This is a genomic window from Aminobacter anthyllidis (genome assembly GCF_018555685.1).
Taxonomy (GTDB): Bacteria; Pseudomonadota; Alphaproteobacteria; order Rhizobiales; family Rhizobiaceae; genus Aminobacter; species Aminobacter anthyllidis.
Window position 1 is genome coordinate 18904 of sequence record NZ_JAFLWW010000004.1, and the last position, 15443, is coordinate 34346.

The window sequence follows — 15443 nt, forward strand, 5'->3', positions numbered from 1 at the left end:
GCTCCTGGCATCGGACCTTCTGCTTCCGGCCTGTATTCGATGTGCAGGTCAGCGCGGAATTGCCGGCGATTTCCTCGACACGAGCGGCGCCTTCGACCGCTATCGCCGCGTCATGTTCTGAAACCAAAGCAGGGAAACCGCCGCGCGCGCGTGCGACAGCTGTGGCGAAATTTCAATGAGAGGAAACTAAGTTGCCCATCGTTGTTGTGTCAGGTATTCAAGACGTGTCTGATAAAATCGGAGGAGTTACCATGACACACAATACAATCCTCAAATTCGGCAAAGTGGAGAACGCCGACGCCGACGATCTGCCGGGGTGGGTCGTAGTCGAAGGAAAGCCGACGATGAAGACCGCCGTCCAGCACAAGACCAAGGACGGCAAGGTCCTGTCGGGCACATGGCAGGCGACCCCCGGCACCTACCACGCCAGCTACACGGACTACGAATTCGTCCACATGATTTCGGGCCGCATCATCATCACGCCAGATGGTGGCGAGCCAGTCGAGGTTGGGCCGGGCGACGCGTTTGTCGTGGAATCGGACTTCAAGGGCACTTGGAAGATCATTGAGCCGGTGACGAAGCACTTCGTCGTAACTGTCGGATCGTAACTGCGCGCCAGCGTGTTCGCCTGAGACAGGCCTACCGTCGTCGAACCCTTAGAGATCAGTTCGTAACAGAAGCCCCGGTGGCGAGCCGGGGCAGCGAAATACCCGACCGAGCGGAGTGTCCACCCCCGCCGTCTCCGTCTGACTTTCGCTATCTCGATCTCAGCTGTCATCCTCAAGCCAGCTCAAGATCGCTCCAGATTGTTCGGCGGCGCCAGCAACTGGATCGGCTCGATCCCCAAGGCCGCAGCTCGCTTTGCAGTGTTTGTGGATGTCGACATCTACACCAGCCATCCCTGCCGCGCTTGAACCTCAGGTATCCCTCCGGCAACCCAGGGCATTCCGAATTTTGTTCCTCCGTGAAAATCTCGGCAGCAATAGACGCGATTGAAATGGCCCGTTGAAAGGGCTTCGCCAAAGCAGCGATGGAACAGTGCCGGGCGTGTGCCAGCACCAATTCTTCCAAGGCCAAGGTGAATTTGATCGCGTCGGGAAAACCGATGCGCACCGACATCGGCAATTGCTGCCCCGCTTTCGGGGCGCGTGGAGGAAAGACTTCTATGGACGACGTCAAATTCATCACTGGCCTGACAGCCGTCGCCGATGCCCGGGTCGCGTTCCGCGGTACACCGTTCGTCGAGCGCACCGCGCCGCTGAACCAGAACGCCCTGTGGATGCGCTGGGACAGGAACATGGTCGTTGATGCCTATTCCGACATGGTCGAGGAACTGGCCGCCATCCGCAATCGTGTCGCCATGGGCGACATGTCGCCGCTGTCGAAATACGTCATTTCCGGCCCCGACGCCGAAAAGCTGATGGACAGGCTGATTCCGCGCGACATCACCAAACTCAAGATCGGCCAGATCTATTATGCGCCGTGGTGCGACGAGAATGGCCATATCGTTGGCGACGGCCTTGTCTTCCGCATGGACGAAACCACCTTCCGCGTTTCGGCCGATCCCGGTTTCACCTGGTGGAAGAGCCATGCCGAGGGCCTCGATGTCGTGGTGACCGACATCACAGACGACTACGGCATCCTCACCTTGCAGGGCCCCCGCTCGCGGGACGTGCTGCGGGCCGCGACAGGCAATGCCTTTGACGAACTGCCGTTTTCGCGGCTCGGCTTCGTCACGATCGCCGGCCGGCAGGTGGAAATCCTGCGGCAGGGCTTCACCGGCGAGCATGGCTACGAACTCTGGGTCAAGGCCGCCGATGGCGCAGCCGTATGGGATGCGGTGGAGGCAGCGGGCGAGCCGTTCGGTATTCTGCCGGCAGGCGCCTGGGCACTCGACCTGGCCCGGCTTGAGGCCGGTCTGCTGATCGTCGGCTACGACTACACCAGCGCCGGCCCGGACCACGGCGGCGCCGGCATCCAGGCATCAGGCAAGTTCCGTGCTTCGCCTTACGATCTCGGTCTCGGCCGCCTGGTCGATCTGCGCAAGGGCGACTTCGTCGGCAAGGCCGAGCTACAGCGAATGTCGGAAGCCGGCGACCACCGTCAGCTCGTTGGCCTCGACATCGACTGGTCGCAGGCTGCCGGCGGCAAGGGCCTCGAAGGAGGCACGCCGGGCAATCTCCGGCGCGTACGCTGGTATCCGGTACCAGCCTTCCACGACGGGACCGAAGTGGGGCATGCCTCGAGCGTCGCCTGGGCACCGTCGATCGGCAAGATGATCGGCTTCGGACATCTGCGCGGCAAGGCAGCCGAGATTGGCTCGCAGCTGACGCTGCGCTGGAACAAGGACGGCGAGGTGATTGATGTCAACGCGCGCGTCATCGAACTGCCGTTCCTGTCGCTGAAGCGCGCCAACGGCTAACGCGGCACGCATCGCATCCTCCCCGATGAAGCGCCGGGCGGCCTGACCCGCCCGGCAATATAGACAATCGGCGTTGCCAGCCATGGCCGCAAACGCCGCAGGCTGGTCGCAATCGACCAAGGGCAGACCATGACCGAAACAAGTGAAGCCGTTGCCGACAGGCCATCTGCCCGTGCAGTCGGGCCTGCCATGTCGATCGAGCTTGCGCCGGAGCAGGCGCGCAGCTTTGCGCCCGAGGTCTCGCACTTCCCCCGCGGCTCACGGGTGTTCCTCACTCATCTCACCGGTAAGCCCGAGGCGATGCAGGTGGAGGCGGCGCTGCGCATCAGGGAAATGGGCTACATCGCCGTGCCGCATCTCGGCGCGCGCAACTTCAAGACCGAGAAGGACTTTGCCGACCTCGTCACAGCACACAGCCGCAACGGCATTACCGAAGCGCTGTTTCTTGGTGGCAATCCGGCACTTTTCCCAGGGCCGATGGGCGAGGCAGCGCAACTGCTGGCGCATCCCGTGCTTCGCAACAGCTCGATCCGCACGGCCTTTGTTGCCGGCTACCCCGAGGGACATCCTGCTATCGCAGATGCCGATCTGGCGGATGCGCTTCGGCGCAAGCTCGAGATCTGCGACGCCCGCTCGATCGATGCCAGGGTCGTCTCGCAATTCGCCTTCGATGGGGCAGCGATGGGCGCATGGGCTCATAGGCTGCATGAGCAGTATCCGCAGCTTCCGGTGCATGTCGGACTGGCCGGCGTGACCAGCCTGGCCAAGCTGGTCAAGTTTGCCATGATGTGTGGCGTCGGCGCCTCGGTCGCCGCGTTGAAACGGTCGGCGAGCGGCATCTTCAACGTCATCGCCGACCGCGATCCAGCCGACGTCATCGAAGCCATCGTAACCAGCTATCCCGACCCAAAAGGGCCGCTGCATCTTCACTTCTTCCCCTTCGGCGGCTGGGAAAAGACGCTTGCCTGGCACAGCGAGTATCGGGGAGCCGGCCGCCCTCGATGAAGGTCCGATCATCGACCAGGACAACGCGTGTGAGCATTCGATGAGCGTCGAGGACGTCGCCGCGTCTCGCAAGCCCACCGTTCAGACGCCGATGCGAGGGGCGTTGGCAGCTCGTCGCGCGTCGACACCAAACAGGAGGAACACCCGATGAAGAATGGAACCACGCACCTTTTCGTGCCCGGTCCGACCAATATCCCCGACGCTGTCCGGCGGGCGATGAATGTATCGATGCAGGACATGCGCGCACCGGATTATCCGGAACTCACGCTGCCGCTGTTTGCTGATCTCAAGAAGGTGTTCAAGACCGAGACCGGCACCGTCTTCATCTATCCCGGTTCCGGCACAGGCGCATGGGAAGCGGCGATCTCCAACACGCTGAACCGCGGCGATCGCGTTTTGATGTCGCGCTTCGGGCAGTTCTCGCATCTGTGGGTCGACATGGCCCAAAGGCTCGGCCTTGAGGTCGACTGCATCGACGTCGAATGGGGCGAGGGCGTGCCGGTCGAGGAATACCAGCGCCGCCTGGGCGACGACAGGCAAGGCCGTATCAAGGCGGTGTTTGCCACGCATAACGAAACGGCCACCGGCGTTACGTCCGATGTCGCGGGGGTACGCAAGGCGCTTGACGCGGCCGGCCACCCAGCTCTGCTGTTCGTCGATGGCGTCAGCTCGATCGGCTCGATCGATTTCCGCATGGACGAATGGGGCGTCGACCTCGCCGTCACTGGTTCGCAGAAGGGCCTGATGCTGCCGGCGGGCCTCGGCATCCTCTCGGTCAGCGAAAAGGCGCTCGAGGCCCACAAGCAATCGCGCATGGAGCGCTGCTATTTCAGCTTCGAAGACATGAAGGCGTCGTCGACAACCGGCTTCTTCCCCTACACGCCGCCGACCCAACTGCTACATGGGCTGAGGGCGTCGCTCGACCTGATCTTCTCCGAAGGTCTCGACAACATCATCGCACGTCACCATCGCCTCGCCGAGGGCGTTAGACATGGCGTGCATGCCTGGGGGCTCAGGCTGTGCGCCAAGGAAGAGAAGTGGTGGTCAAACACCGTTTCGGCGATCGTCGTGCCCGACGACATCGATGCCCGGCATGTCATCGCCAATGGCTACTCCAGGTATCGCACCTCGTTTGGGGCTGGGCTCAGCAAGGTCGCGGGCCGAGTCTTCCGCATCGGCCATCTCGGTGATCTCAACGAGGTGATGTGCCTGGCGGCATTGGCCTCGGCCGAGATGTCGTTGCGCGATGCGGGTGCCAAGGTCGAAGCCGGTTCCGGCGTTGCCGCCGCCCAGGAATGGTACCGCGCCGAGATCGCCGGCAATCTGCAGCCGCTGCAAGTCCAGGCTGCGTGAGGTGACCTGATGACCAGACCGAAGGTAATTGTCACCCGCCGCTGGCCGCTCGAAGTCGAGGAGCGGCTGGCCATCCAGTTTGATGTCAGGCTCAACGAAACCGACCGCCCATACAACCGCAGTGAATTGCGGCTGGCGCTGCAGGAGGCCGATGCGGTGCTGCCCACCGTGTCGGACAGGCTCGGCGCCGAGCTGTTTACGGACAACGTCCAGGCAAAAATCCTTGGCAATTTTGGCGTCGGCTACAATCATATCGACGTCGCTGCGGCGAAAACGGCTGGTGTCGTCGTCACCAACACGCCGGCAGTGCTGACGGACGCCACCGCCGATCTTGCCATGACATTGCTGTTGATGTGTGCCCGCCGCGCCCGTGAAGGCGAGCGCGAATTGCGCTCGGGCAAATGGACAGGCTGGCGGCCGACTCATCTCTGCGGCACTCAGGTCACCGGCAAGACCATCGGCATCATTGGCATGGGCCGCATCGGCCAGGCTATGGCGCGGCGCTGTCATTATGGCTTCGGCATGGACGTTGTCTTCTACGACAGCCAGCCGGTCGCCGATCCCGGCATGCCGGCGCGCCAGCTGGAAACTGTCGATGACGTGCTGGCCGTGGCGGACTTCGTGTCGCTGCACTGCCCTGGCGGCGGCGAAAACCAGCACCTGATCAACAGCCGCCGCCTCAGCGGTATGAAAAAATCGGCGTTCCTGATCAACACCGCGCGTGGCGACATCGTCGACGAACGGGCGCTGATCAACGCGCTCGACGACGGGCGTATCGCCGGTGCGGGGCTCGATGTGTTCGAAAGCGAGCCGGTGGTGCCGCGCTCGCTGACCGAACGGGACGACGTCGTGCTGTTGCCGCATCTCGGCAGCGCTACCAACGAGACGCGTGTCGCCATGGGCATGAGGGTGATCGACAACCTCACCGCCTTCTTCGAGGGTCGCTCACCGCCGGACGCCGTCAACTAACCCTTTACTCGCAACACCAGCAATGGCGGGCGCTCACCTGCGTCCGCCGATCTCGTAGCCAGGAGCCAAGAAAGCATGTCCGGCTTTTTCCAACGCGACCTCAAGCGCCAGGATCCGGTGATCGCCGATGCGATTGCACGCGAAACCGGCCGCCAGAGGTCGGAAATCGAACTGATCGCTTCCGAAAACATCGTCTCGCCCGCCGTGCTTGAGGCGCAGGGCTCGGTGATGACCAACAAATATGCCGAGGGGTATCCCGGCCACCGCTATTATGGCGGCTGCCAGTATGTCGACCTTGCCGAGGCAGCAGCCATCGAGAGGGCGAGTCGGCTATTTGGCGCGGCCCATGTCAACGTGCAGCCGCATTCGGGCGCCCAGGCCAATGGCGCGGTCATGCTTGCCATGCTCAAGCCCGGCGACACCTTCATGGGCCTCTCGCTTGCCGCCGGCGGGCACCTGACCCACGGTGCCAGGCCGACGCTGTCGGGCAAGTGGTTCAACGCCGTGCAGTATGGCGTGCGCGCGAGTGACTGTCTGATCGACTATGACGAGCTGGAGGCCAAGGCGCTCGAAACGCGTCCAAGGCTGATCATCGCTGGAGGCTCGGCCTATCCGCGCATCATCGATTTCAAGCGCATCCGGGCGATCGCCGACAGCGTGGGGGCGCTGATGATGGTGGATATGGCGCATTTCGCTGGGCTGGTTGCCGGTGGCGTGCATCCCAATCCCTTGGAAGTCGCCGACATCGTGACCACGACCACGCACAAAACGTTGCGGGGTCCGCGCGGCGGCATGATCCTCGCCAACAACGCCGACATCGCAAAGAAGCTGAACTCGGCGGTCTTCCCGGGCCTGCAGGGCGGTCCGCTGATGCATGTCATCGCCGCCAAGGCGGTCGCCTTGGGCGAGGCGCTTGAGGACGGCTTCAAGGACTATGCCAGGCAGATGGTCGCCAATGCGCGCACGCTTGCCACCACCCTTTCCGCGCGCGGTTTCAATATCGTTTCAGGCGGCACCGACACGCACCTGCTGCTGGTCGATCTGCGCAGCAAGGGCATCTCCGGCAAGGACGCGGAGGCCGCGCTCGGACGTGCCGGCTTGACCTGCAACAAGAACGGCATTCCGTTCGATCCGGCGCCACCGGCGGTCACCTCGGGCATTCGGCTGGGCACGCCGGCGGCAACGACACGCGGTTTCCGCGAGGCCGAGTTCGCCCAGGTCGGCACGTTGATCGCCGACGTTCTCGATGCCGTCGGCACCGAGCGCGCCGCCGAGCAGGAGCGGTCGGTACACGCGGCCGTGGAATGGCTTTGCGCCGAGTTCCCGATCTACGAAAGCCGCTCAATCTGACCCTGGGCAGCCGACCGCCGATGCAGCGGCATGATTGCTGCTGCATCGGCTCTTTTTGCATTACCTGTGGATATGGATTTGCGTATCTGGGCCATTCGGACAGTGCCGCGCCTGTCCTAACGTCACAACGCAATCGACGCACACACCAACATCCAGGCCGACCGTTCATCGGCAGGCAGCATGCACCTCCGTCAGGCGATGGGGGCCGAGGCATGTTGCCTGACGCTGACGGGGAGGAGCGGCCTGGATCGCGACGATTGCCGCCTGCATCCGGGGACGTTCGCCCCGGCATGGAAACCAAAACAGCAACAATTCGGGAGGGAACCGGGACAATGAACTACAGGAAAGTCATGCTTGGCTGCGTGCTGGCAATCGGCGCGCCCCATGGCGCTCAGGCGGCGGATGCCGCAGTCGCAGCCGAACCGGAGCCGATCGGCTACGTCAGGATCTGCGATACCTACGGCGTCGGCTTCTACTATCTGCCGGGGACTGAAACCTGCCTGCGCGTCGGTGGCTACATCCGCTATGAGATCGGCGTGGGCGACCTGTTTGGCGCGGACCGTGATGGCGACGGACGGGGCGACACCTACTTCAAGCGCGCCCGCGCAGCACTGAAGATCGATGCCCGCTCGGAAACCGAGCTCGGCACGTTGCGCCGCTACATGCACATCAACTTCCAGCATGACATCGACTCGGATGGCGGCCACGAAGCGATGGAGATCGAAAGCGCCATCATCGAACTGGGTGGCTTGCGTATCGGCGTGAACGACTCGCTATTCATCACCTTCGTCAACTATGCCGGCTATGTCTCCAAGGACGACGTGATCGGCTATGGGCCGTTTGCCACGCCGCAGATCGCCTACACCTACAAGAACGAAAACGGCTTCACCGCGGCCGTTTCGCTCGAAACCGGCTACGACCCGTTTGTCGTCGACAGCTACATGCCGCATGTCGTGGCAGGCCTTTCCTATGCACAATCCTGGGGTGGGGTGGCCCTGGTCGCGGCCTATGACTCGGTGTCGGAGGAGTGGTCAGGCAAGCTGCGCCTCGATGCCACCGTCAGCGATACGGTTTCCGCATTCGCGATGGCAGGCCTCAAGAGCGACGACAGCGCTCCCTATTCCCAGTTCTACGGTATCTGGGGCGGCCGGTGGGCGTTGTGGGGCGGGGCCACGATCAAGGCTTCCGACAAGGCCTCGGTGAACTTCCAGCTGTCTTATGACGAAGACGAGAACTTTGCTGCGGTTGCCAATGTCGCGTACCAGGTCGTCCCGGATCTGATGGTCACGCCGGAGATCGGCTTCTATGACAATTTTGCCATCGACGGCGCCGATATGATCGGCGGCTTCGTGCGCATGGAAGCATCGTTCTAGCGCTTGCCCGTTCCAGCAGACGCGGCTCCGCCGGCTTGCGCCGGCGGAGCAATGCTCCGATGATCATGTGCGCCATGCATTGGGGCGAGGATGCGCTCTGGCTCGCGTCCGTGAACATTGCGAAAGATCAGTATGCGTCTGCCCCCGATCGATCTCAGCCGCGAAAACACCTTCGGGGAACTGACCTATGAGACCGGTGGCCAGTACGGGCCGATCATGGGCGACTACCTCGCCTTCATCGTCGTCCATATCGGCAGTGCCACGATCGAGGCCGACGACAGGGTCACCCGGCTCGAGGCCGGGCAGTGCGCCTTCTCGCTGACGCACGAACGGTACAACTACATCGCGCAGGAGGGCACGTTCTCGCATGTCAGCTGGTGCGACGGCCGCCCGCAGAACGCCGGCTGGCTCTACCAGGAAGCCGGCAAGTTCGCGCCGTTCATCGATGCCACGCCCCAGGTGCAGACGCTCATGCAACTTGGCGTCGATCTCGGCATCGGCGACCGCGACAGCCGCAGCGGACTGCGCGAGGCGCTGACCAATGCGCTGCTCAATGCATATATCTACGAAGCCGGGGTCCTCGCGGCAGAGAAGCCGGTGCCGCAGACGATCCTGCGGGCCAGGCGGTATCTCGACGAGCATTTCGCCGGCGACCTCACCATCGAACATGTTGCCGAACAGGTGCGGGTCAGCCCGCAATATCTGGTCTCGGCCTTCAAGAAGCATATGGGCATGACACCGGCGCGCTATCTCTGGCGCTGCAGGGTCGATTATGGCGCCCACCTTTTGCAGCGGACCGGGCTATCGATCAGCGAGATCGCCTACAAGGTCGGTTACAAGAACCCCTACCACTTCTCGCGCCAGGTGAAGCTGGCGTTCGACTGTTCGCCGACAGAGTTGCGCGAGCAGGCGCGCGGCGCGTAGACGCCGCCCGGCGCATGCCTGCCGCTGGGTGAACTGGCGATATGCGTTTGCCAACCGCATGCATGGCGGATTGAGCGTCATCCGTGGAATTCTTCACCTGCCGATCGGAGCTGTGGCCCAAGACACCAGCCAGACCGGCAGCGGAGGATCGACTGAACAACGCACCCAGGGTGCAGGCCAGACATGGCGCCGGGCAAATGCTGCCCGCAATCGCTCCGAAATCGCTGAACCGAACGACTATCGCCTGCGGCCTGTTTCGAGGCTGCAATGTGCTGAACGAGTATTGCGGATGGCCATTATGGAAAACCTCGCTTCGATAGATCCGATCGCTCTCGACGAGTGGCATGTCGTGGCATCCCTCGACGAGTTGCCTGCCCAGACGACGATCTCGACGATCCTGCTCGGCCAGGCGGTCCAGGTTGGACGGCGTGACAACACGCTCGGTGTATGGCGCGGCGATGAAGCGCTGCCGATGATCGAACGCTTCGGCTATCTGTGGACGACGCTGGGCAATCCTCCGCGCGACCTGTTCGAGATCGTCGAATTCAATGAACCCGACCGCAGCATCATCGTCCAGGGCGTCACACGCGTCGCCGTGTCGGCACCACGCGCGGTCGAGAACTTCCTCGATATGGGACATTTCCCTTTCGTCCATACCGGCATCCTCGGCGAGGAGCCGCACACCGAGGTCAAGCCCTACAAGGTCACGGTGTATCCGGAGCCGCCGGAAATTCTGGTCACCGAATGCGAGTTCTACCAGCCGCAGGCCAATGCCGGTTCTGACACTGGCGTGGATACGGAATATGTCTACCGCATCCCGCATCCGTTTTGCGCGGTGCTCTACAAGACCGGTTCGACGGATGCCAACCGCCGCGACGTGATTGCCTTGTTTGGCCAGCCGGTCAGCGAGGAATGCGTGCTGGTCCATATCGTCATCTGCCTTGTCGACGACGTGACCGATCTTGCTGCGATGCGCAGCTTCCACCAGACCATTCTCGGCCAGGACAAGCCGATCCTGGAAAACCAGGTGCCGAAGCGGCTGCCGCTCGATACGCGCGCCGAAGTGCCGATCCGGGCTGACGCGGCCTCGGCTGCGTATCGCCGCTGGCTCCGTGATCGCGGCCTTCGCTACGGCGTCATCCTGGGCAACGCCAGCCGCGCCGCATGACCATGCAAGCCCCTGGGTTTAACCAGGGATATGCCTGACTGAAATAGCAGCCATTGTTGCAGCCAAGCCGGCATGAAAGCTTGAGCTAATGGTTGCAAGACCGAAAACCGACGACAGATAAGACCAAGGGGAATGTCGTTGGTGCAGGAATTCCGCCGCTTTGCGGCCTGCCCGATGCAGGCCGAACGCGAGCAGCCGGCGGAATGGGACAGTTTTCGAGCTGGAATGGAGGAACCAACATGGCACCGAACATCACCCGTCGCACGGCACTTCTCGGCTCAGCGGGAGCAATCCTGCTGGCGGGTCTTGCCCGCTCATTTGCCGCGGAGCCGACCAAGCTGAAGATGGTCATCATTATGGAGAGCAGCGTTGACGTCGGCTGGTGCAGCACGCTCCTCGACTCCCTGAACAAGATCAAGAGCGAGATCGCGCCGACAATCGACCTGTCCTGGGAATACACCGATCCGCTGTGGAACGAGGACGCCGAGAATGCGATGCGCCTCTACGCCGAAAGCGGCGAGTACGACATCATCTGGGGCCATGGCCGCTATTCCGACCAGATCAAGAAGCTGAACGCCGAATTCCCCGACATCATGTTCGTGGTGGCCGGCTCCGGCAATGTGCCGATCGGCGCCAACCAGTACTGGCTCTACAAGCGCCTGCACGAGCCGTCCTACCTGCTCGGCATGCTCGCCGGCCGCACGACGAAGTCCGGTGTCATCGGATTGGTCGGGACCTTTGCCGCCGACGACGTCAACGACCAGATCAACGCCTATCTCGAAGGCGCGCGTTTCGTCCGTCCAGACATCCAGCATCGCGTGTCATTCATCGGCTCGTGGTCGGACAATGCGCTGGCGGCCGAACATGCCAATGTGCAGATCGCCTCCGGCGCCGACGTCGTGTTCATGCTGACCGACAACTTCAAGCCTTGTGTCGAGCACAACATAATGTGCTTCGCCAACATCAGCGATCAGAGCAAGAATGCACCGACAGCACTTGCTTCCAGCGCGGTCATCAATTGGGAGCCCGACCTTCGGTGGCTTGTCGACGAGTGGCAGAAGCACAAGGCCGGTGGCCAGTTTAGCGGCAACGCGGAACCGAAGTGGTTCTCGATGGCCGAGGGTGGCACCGACATCGCGCCCTACCACGAGTTCGACGCCAAGTTGCCCGATGCCGTGAAGCAGGAAATTGCCGCGACCCGGCAGAAGATCCTGTCGCGCGAGTTCGTCGTTGCGGTGAACACGGCGGAAGTCAAGTGAACTGCGCGGCACAAATGGTGCGGCCTGTGGTGGTGGAAGAACTGCTCAAGGTCCGGAATCTCACCAAGCGCTTTGGCGCTGTCGCCGCCAATGACGGCGTCAGCCTCGACGTGCGCAAGGGTGAGGTTCACTGCCTCTTTGGCGAGAACGGAGCCGGCAAGTCGACCTTGTCAGCCTGCCTCTACGGCTACTACCGGGCCGACAGCGGCGAGATCGTGTTCAAGGGCAAGACCGCCGAACTGAACTCGCCAGCCGACGCGCTCCGCCTCGGCATCGGCATGGTGCACCAGCATTTCGTGCTCGTGTCCAACTTCACTGTTCTCGAAAACATCATCGTCGGCAGCTCCGATGTCGGTGTCTTCCTCAACAAGTCGGAAGCCCGCCGCAAGGTGGTTGCCCTCTGCCAGGAGTGTGGCATCGACATCGACCTGGATCGCGAGATCTGGCAGCTGTCGGTTGGCGAGCAGCAATGGGTGGAGATCCTCAAGGCGCTCTATTTTGGTGCCGAATTGCTGATCCTCGACGAGCCGACCGCTGTGCTGACACCGCAGCAGTCGGACCAGCTGTTCAGGATCATTTCGGGCATGCGCAGCCGCGGCCTGTCGATCATCCTGATCAGCCACAAGCTGCGCGAGGTGATGCAATCGGACCGCGTCACCATCCTGCGCAAGGGAAAGGTCGTGGCGACAGTCGAAACGGCTGGCAGCACGGCGGAGTCGATCACCGCGCTGATGGTCGGACACAAGGTGACCAAGCATGTCCGCGACCGCTCGGTCATGCCGGCTGGCGAGTTCCTTTCCCTGCGCAATGTCTGCGCCAAGGGCGACTGGAGCGAGGACGTGCTCAAGGATGTCAGCTTCGACATCGCCAAGCATGAGGTCCTTGGCCTGGCAGGCGTCGCCGGTAACGGCCAGAAGGAGTTGTTCGAAGTCCTGATGGGCGTGCGCGCGGCGAGCTCGGGCGGCTTTTCACTCGATGGCGAGGCGATCGTCGCGCCGACATCACGCGAAATGCTGGATCGTGGCGTCGGCTTCGTGCCCGACGACCGTTTCCTCGAAGGGCTGATCCCGGAATTCGGGACGGCCGAGAATTTGGTGCTCGGCTGGCAGCGTGCGCCCGAGTATCGCCGTGGGCCGTTCCTCGACCGGCGCAAGCTCGGTCTGCTCGCACGCAAGAAGATCGAGGAGTTCAGGGTGGTGACGGCATCGGCCGACCTGCCGGTCGAGAGGCTATCCGGCGGCAACGCGCAACGCGTCATCCTGGCGCGCGAATTCCTGCATGCGCGCGGGCTGCTGCTCGCCAACCAGCCGACGCGCGGCCTCGACGTCGCGGCTTCCGAGTTCGTCTGTGAGAAGATCCTGGAGAAACGAGCAGCGGGTTTTGCCGTGCTTTTGGCATCGGAGGAACTCGACGACCTGATGCGCCTCTGTGACCGCATCGCGGTGATCTTCAAGGGGCGGATCATGGGCATCGTGCGTCCTGAGGAAACCTCGTTGCTCGACCTCGGAATGATGATGGCGGGAGACGCCAAAGAGCCTGAACGGACGGTCCAATGATTTCAGTTCAACGACGCTCGGGCAGCAGCCTGGGCTGGAACATCACCTGCTACTCGGCGGCGATGATATGCGCCTTTCTGACGTCGGCGGCCTTGCTCACATTCTCAGGCGGCGACCCGGTGAAGGCGTTCTCGGCGCTGCTGACAGGTGCCTTTGGCAGCCAGAACGCGCTCTATGGCTCACTGGCAAAAGCGACGCCGCTTTTGCTTGTCGGGCTCGGCACGGTCATCGCCTTCCGGGCCAAGATCTGGAACATCGGCCAGGAAGGCCAGGTCTTCGCCGGCGCGATGGCAGCCTACTGGATGAGCCTGTGGGTGGCACCACTGCCCTACTGGCTGGCGTGGCTGCTTATTGCCATTGCCGGGCTTGTCGGCGGCGGCGTGCTTGGCCTGCTCGCCGGCTATCTCAAGGTCCGCTTCGGCACCAGCGAGGTCATCTCGACCGTCATGCTGAACTACATCGTCATCTACATCCTCGCCTATCTCCTCGATGGCGGGCCGTGGATGGAGAGCGGGCTGACCGTTGCCTATCATCAGTCGTCGCCGGTCAACCCGCTGCTCGAATGGCCGATCCTGCTTGGCCAGGGCTCAGGCAAGATGCATATCGGCTTCATCCTGGCGCTCGCCGCCGCGGCCTTCTGCGCCGTGCTCCTGGAACGGACGTCGCTTGGCTACGAAATCCGTGCCTTCGGCTCCAACCCGACCGCGCTGCGCTTCCGCGGCACCAACATCCGGCGGCTGTTGCTGGTGGTGATGTTGCTGTCGGGTGCGCTTGCTGGTCTTGCCGGGGCAGGCGAGTTGTTCGGGACCTCGCATCGTCTCCGCGCCGAAACCCTGCTTGGCATCGGCAGTTCCGGCATCGTCGTTGCCATGGTCGGCGGCCTGCGCCCCAGCGGTGTGATGTTGGCCGCCCTTTTCTTCGGCGCGCTGAAGAGCGGTGCCATCTACATGCGACTGAAAAGCGGAACACCGGCCGGCCTGGTGTCGGCGATGGAAGGGCTGGTGCTGCTCTTTTTCCTGTGTGCCGCTGTCGCGACAAAGCTTCAGTTGGTGCGCGTCGAGGAGAAAGTCCATGCTTGAGCTGCTGCAAGGTCCGCTGCTGATCAGCATCCTGGCCGGCATGGTCCGGATCGCGACACCGCTGCTGTTTTCAGCCATGGGCGAACTGGTCACTCAGCGCGCCGGCATCTGGAACATCTCGGTCGAGGGCACGATGCTGCTCGGTGCGGTTGTCGCCTATGTCGTCGCCTCCACCACCGGCTCGCCGTGGCTTGCACTGCTCGCGGCCGTGCTCGCCTGTGCTCTGATCAGCCTGATCATGTCGTTCGTCACCATCGTCTTGAAGGCGGAGCAGTTCGTCGCCGGCCTGGCGCTCAACCTCCTGGCTTCAGGCCTGACCCTGTTCTGGTTCCAGACCTATGTCATCGGCCGCGAGCCGCCGAAGTTCGCCGGCTTCGATCAGGTCGACGTTCCGCTGCTGTCGGATATTCCCTTCCTCGGTCCGATCCTGTTCTCGCAGCGGCTGTTGACCTATTTCGCCTTTTTGCTTCCGGTCGCGGTGTGGTTCTTCCTCTACCGCACCAAATACGGCCTCGAGATTCGCTGCGTTGGCGAGAATCCCAAGGCGCTCGACGTCAAGGGCTTGAGCGTCGGCTGGCGTCAATGTCTGGCGATCATGTTCGGCAGCCTGATGTCGGGGTTCGGCGGCGCATTCCTTATGCTCGGCTATTCCGACCGCTTCGTTCCCGACCTCATCGCCGGCCGTGGCTGGCTGGTCGTGGTCGCCATCATCGCCGGCAACTGGATGCCGTTTCGCGTGGTTGGCGCGATCTTCATCTTCGCACTGCTTGAGGCGGTCGCGATCCATGCCCAGGTGGTCGGCGTTTCCATCCCCCACCACTTCTTCCTGATCCTGCCCTACGTCGCCTCGCTGGTCCTGCTCGCCGGCCTCAGGTCGCGCACGCACCAACCCGAAGCGCTCGGCGTGCCCTATAGCAGGGAGTAGGCGAGCACGGCTGGCTTTCAGCTACTTAAGCCCGGTCAAGCGAGAGCTTGGCCGGGCATT

Annotated in this window: 14 protein-coding genes; 13 read left to right on the plus strand and 1 reads right to left on the minus strand. The window is 62.8% G+C overall.

Annotation, left to right across the window (positions count from 1 at the left end):
• The first annotated feature begins 251 nt into the window (after nucleotides 1-251).
• On the plus strand, nucleotides 252-608 hold the full coding sequence (locus tag J1C56_RS14030; RefSeq protein WP_214390346.1) for a cupin domain-containing protein: 357 nt from the start codon (nucleotides 252-254) through the stop codon (nucleotides 606-608).
• A 172-nt stretch (nucleotides 609-780) separates the two neighbouring features.
• On the opposite strand, the gene J1C56_RS14035 is transcribed toward J1C56_RS14030, so the two are convergent.
• On the minus strand, nucleotides 781-1119 hold the full coding sequence (locus J1C56_RS14035) for a hypothetical protein (RefSeq protein ID WP_214390348.1): 339 nt from the start codon (nucleotides 1117-1119) through the stop codon (nucleotides 781-783).
• A 46-nt stretch (nucleotides 1120-1165) separates the two neighbouring features.
• Between J1C56_RS14035 and J1C56_RS14040 the strand changes: the two genes are divergently transcribed.
• The 12 genes from J1C56_RS14040 to J1C56_RS14095 all read left to right on the plus strand — a co-directional run bounded on the left by J1C56_RS14040 (nucleotide 1166) and on the right by J1C56_RS14095 (nucleotide 15383).
• Nucleotides 1166-2422 carry an aminomethyl transferase family protein gene (locus tag J1C56_RS14040; RefSeq protein WP_214390359.1) on the plus strand — a complete coding sequence of 419 codons (1257 nt, stop codon included), beginning with the start codon at nucleotides 1166-1168 and terminating at the stop codon, nucleotides 2420-2422.
• 129 nt (nucleotides 2423-2551) lie between these two features.
• On the plus strand, nucleotides 2552-3427 hold the full coding sequence (locus J1C56_RS14045) for a methylenetetrahydrofolate reductase (protein ID WP_214390368.1): 876 nt from the start codon (nucleotides 2552-2554) through the stop codon (nucleotides 3425-3427).
• A gap of 147 nt (nucleotides 3428-3574) precedes the next feature.
• On the plus strand, nucleotides 3575-4780 hold the full coding sequence (locus J1C56_RS14050; RefSeq protein WP_214390370.1) for an aminotransferase class V-fold PLP-dependent enzyme: 1206 nt from the start codon (nucleotides 3575-3577) through the stop codon (nucleotides 4778-4780).
• 9 nt (nucleotides 4781-4789) lie between these two features.
• Nucleotides 4790-5749 (plus strand): 2-hydroxyacid dehydrogenase, encoded by a 960-nt coding sequence (locus J1C56_RS14055; RefSeq protein ID WP_214390371.1) that lies wholly within the window; start codon nucleotides 4790-4792, stop codon nucleotides 5747-5749.
• Between the two features lie 75 nt (nucleotides 5750-5824).
• A complete protein-coding gene (gene glyA / locus J1C56_RS14060) occupies nucleotides 5825-7099 on the plus strand; it encodes a serine hydroxymethyltransferase (RefSeq protein WP_214390373.1) in 1275 nt (424 codons plus the stop codon).
• Nucleotides 7100-7431: 332 nt separating this feature from the next.
• Nucleotides 7432-8472: a porin gene (locus J1C56_RS14065; protein WP_214390375.1), complete on the plus strand. Its 1041-nt coding sequence runs from the start codon at nucleotides 7432-7434 to the stop codon at nucleotides 8470-8472.
• Nucleotides 8473-8604: 132 nt separating this feature from the next.
• Nucleotides 8605-9396 carry an AraC family transcriptional regulator gene (locus J1C56_RS14070; RefSeq protein ID WP_214390377.1) on the plus strand — a complete coding sequence of 264 codons (792 nt, stop codon included), beginning with the start codon at nucleotides 8605-8607 and terminating at the stop codon, nucleotides 9394-9396.
• Between the two features lie 298 nt (nucleotides 9397-9694).
• Nucleotides 9695-10564, plus strand: a complete 870-nt coding sequence (locus J1C56_RS14075; RefSeq protein WP_214390379.1) for an aromatic ring-hydroxylating oxygenase subunit alpha — start codon at nucleotides 9695-9697, stop codon at nucleotides 10562-10564.
• A 239-nt stretch (nucleotides 10565-10803) separates the two neighbouring features.
• A complete protein-coding gene (locus J1C56_RS14080; RefSeq protein WP_214390381.1) occupies nucleotides 10804-11823 on the plus strand; it encodes a BMP family protein in 1020 nt (339 codons plus the stop codon).
• The gene (locus J1C56_RS14085) at nucleotides 11820-13379 is read left to right on the plus strand and encodes an ABC transporter ATP-binding protein (RefSeq protein WP_338001440.1); all 1560 of its coding nucleotides are present in this window, start codon (nucleotides 11820-11822) and stop codon (nucleotides 13377-13379) included. The genes J1C56_RS14080 and J1C56_RS14085 overlap by 4 nt, the downstream gene beginning before the upstream one ends.
• A complete protein-coding gene (locus J1C56_RS14090) occupies nucleotides 13376-14458 on the plus strand; it encodes an ABC transporter permease (RefSeq protein ID WP_214390383.1) in 1083 nt (360 codons plus the stop codon). The genes J1C56_RS14085 and J1C56_RS14090 overlap by 4 nt, the downstream gene beginning before the upstream one ends.
• Nucleotides 14451-15383 carry an ABC transporter permease gene (locus tag J1C56_RS14095; RefSeq protein WP_214390385.1) on the plus strand — a complete coding sequence of 311 codons (933 nt, stop codon included), beginning with the start codon at nucleotides 14451-14453 and terminating at the stop codon, nucleotides 15381-15383. The genes J1C56_RS14090 and J1C56_RS14095 overlap by 8 nt, the downstream gene beginning before the upstream one ends.
• The last annotated feature ends 60 nt before the right edge of the window (nucleotides 15384-15443 follow it).

Excerpts from the sequence above, each read along its gene's own strand:
- J1C56_RS14040 (WP_214390359.1), top strand. The coding sequence starts at position 1,166 with ATGGACGACGTCAAATTCATCACTGGCCTGACAGCCGTCGCCGATGCC.
- glyA (WP_214390373.1), top strand. The coding sequence starts at position 5,825 with ATGTCCGGCTTTTTCCAACGCGACCTCAAGCGCCAGGATCCGGTGATC.
- J1C56_RS14065 (WP_214390375.1), top strand. The coding sequence starts at position 7,432 with ATGAACTACAGGAAAGTCATGCTTGGCTGCGTGCTGGCAATCGGCGCG.
- J1C56_RS14070 (WP_214390377.1), top strand. The coding sequence starts at position 8,605 with ATGCGTCTGCCCCCGATCGATCTCAGCCGCGAAAACACCTTCGGGGAA.
- J1C56_RS14055 (WP_214390371.1), top strand. The coding sequence starts at position 4,790 with ATGACCAGACCGAAGGTAATTGTCACCCGCCGCTGGCCGCTCGAAGTC.
- J1C56_RS14030 (WP_214390346.1), top strand. The coding sequence starts at position 252 with ATGACACACAATACAATCCTCAAATTCGGCAAAGTGGAGAACGCCGAC.
- J1C56_RS14095 (WP_214390385.1), top strand. The coding sequence starts at position 14,451 with ATGCTTGAGCTGCTGCAAGGTCCGCTGCTGATCAGCATCCTGGCCGGC.
- J1C56_RS14090 (WP_214390383.1), top strand. The coding sequence starts at position 13,376 with ATGATTTCAGTTCAACGACGCTCGGGCAGCAGCCTGGGCTGGAACATC.
- J1C56_RS14045 (WP_214390368.1), top strand. The coding sequence starts at position 2,552 with ATGACCGAAACAAGTGAAGCCGTTGCCGACAGGCCATCTGCCCGTGCA.
- J1C56_RS14035 (WP_214390348.1), bottom strand. The coding sequence starts at position 1,119 with ATGTCGGTGCGCATCGGTTTTCCCGACGCGATCAAATTCACCTTGGCC.
- J1C56_RS14080 (WP_214390381.1), top strand. The coding sequence starts at position 10,804 with ATGGCACCGAACATCACCCGTCGCACGGCACTTCTCGGCTCAGCGGGA.
- J1C56_RS14075 (WP_214390379.1), top strand. The coding sequence starts at position 9,695 with ATGGAAAACCTCGCTTCGATAGATCCGATCGCTCTCGACGAGTGGCAT.
- J1C56_RS14050 (WP_214390370.1), top strand. The coding sequence starts at position 3,575 with ATGAAGAATGGAACCACGCACCTTTTCGTGCCCGGTCCGACCAATATC.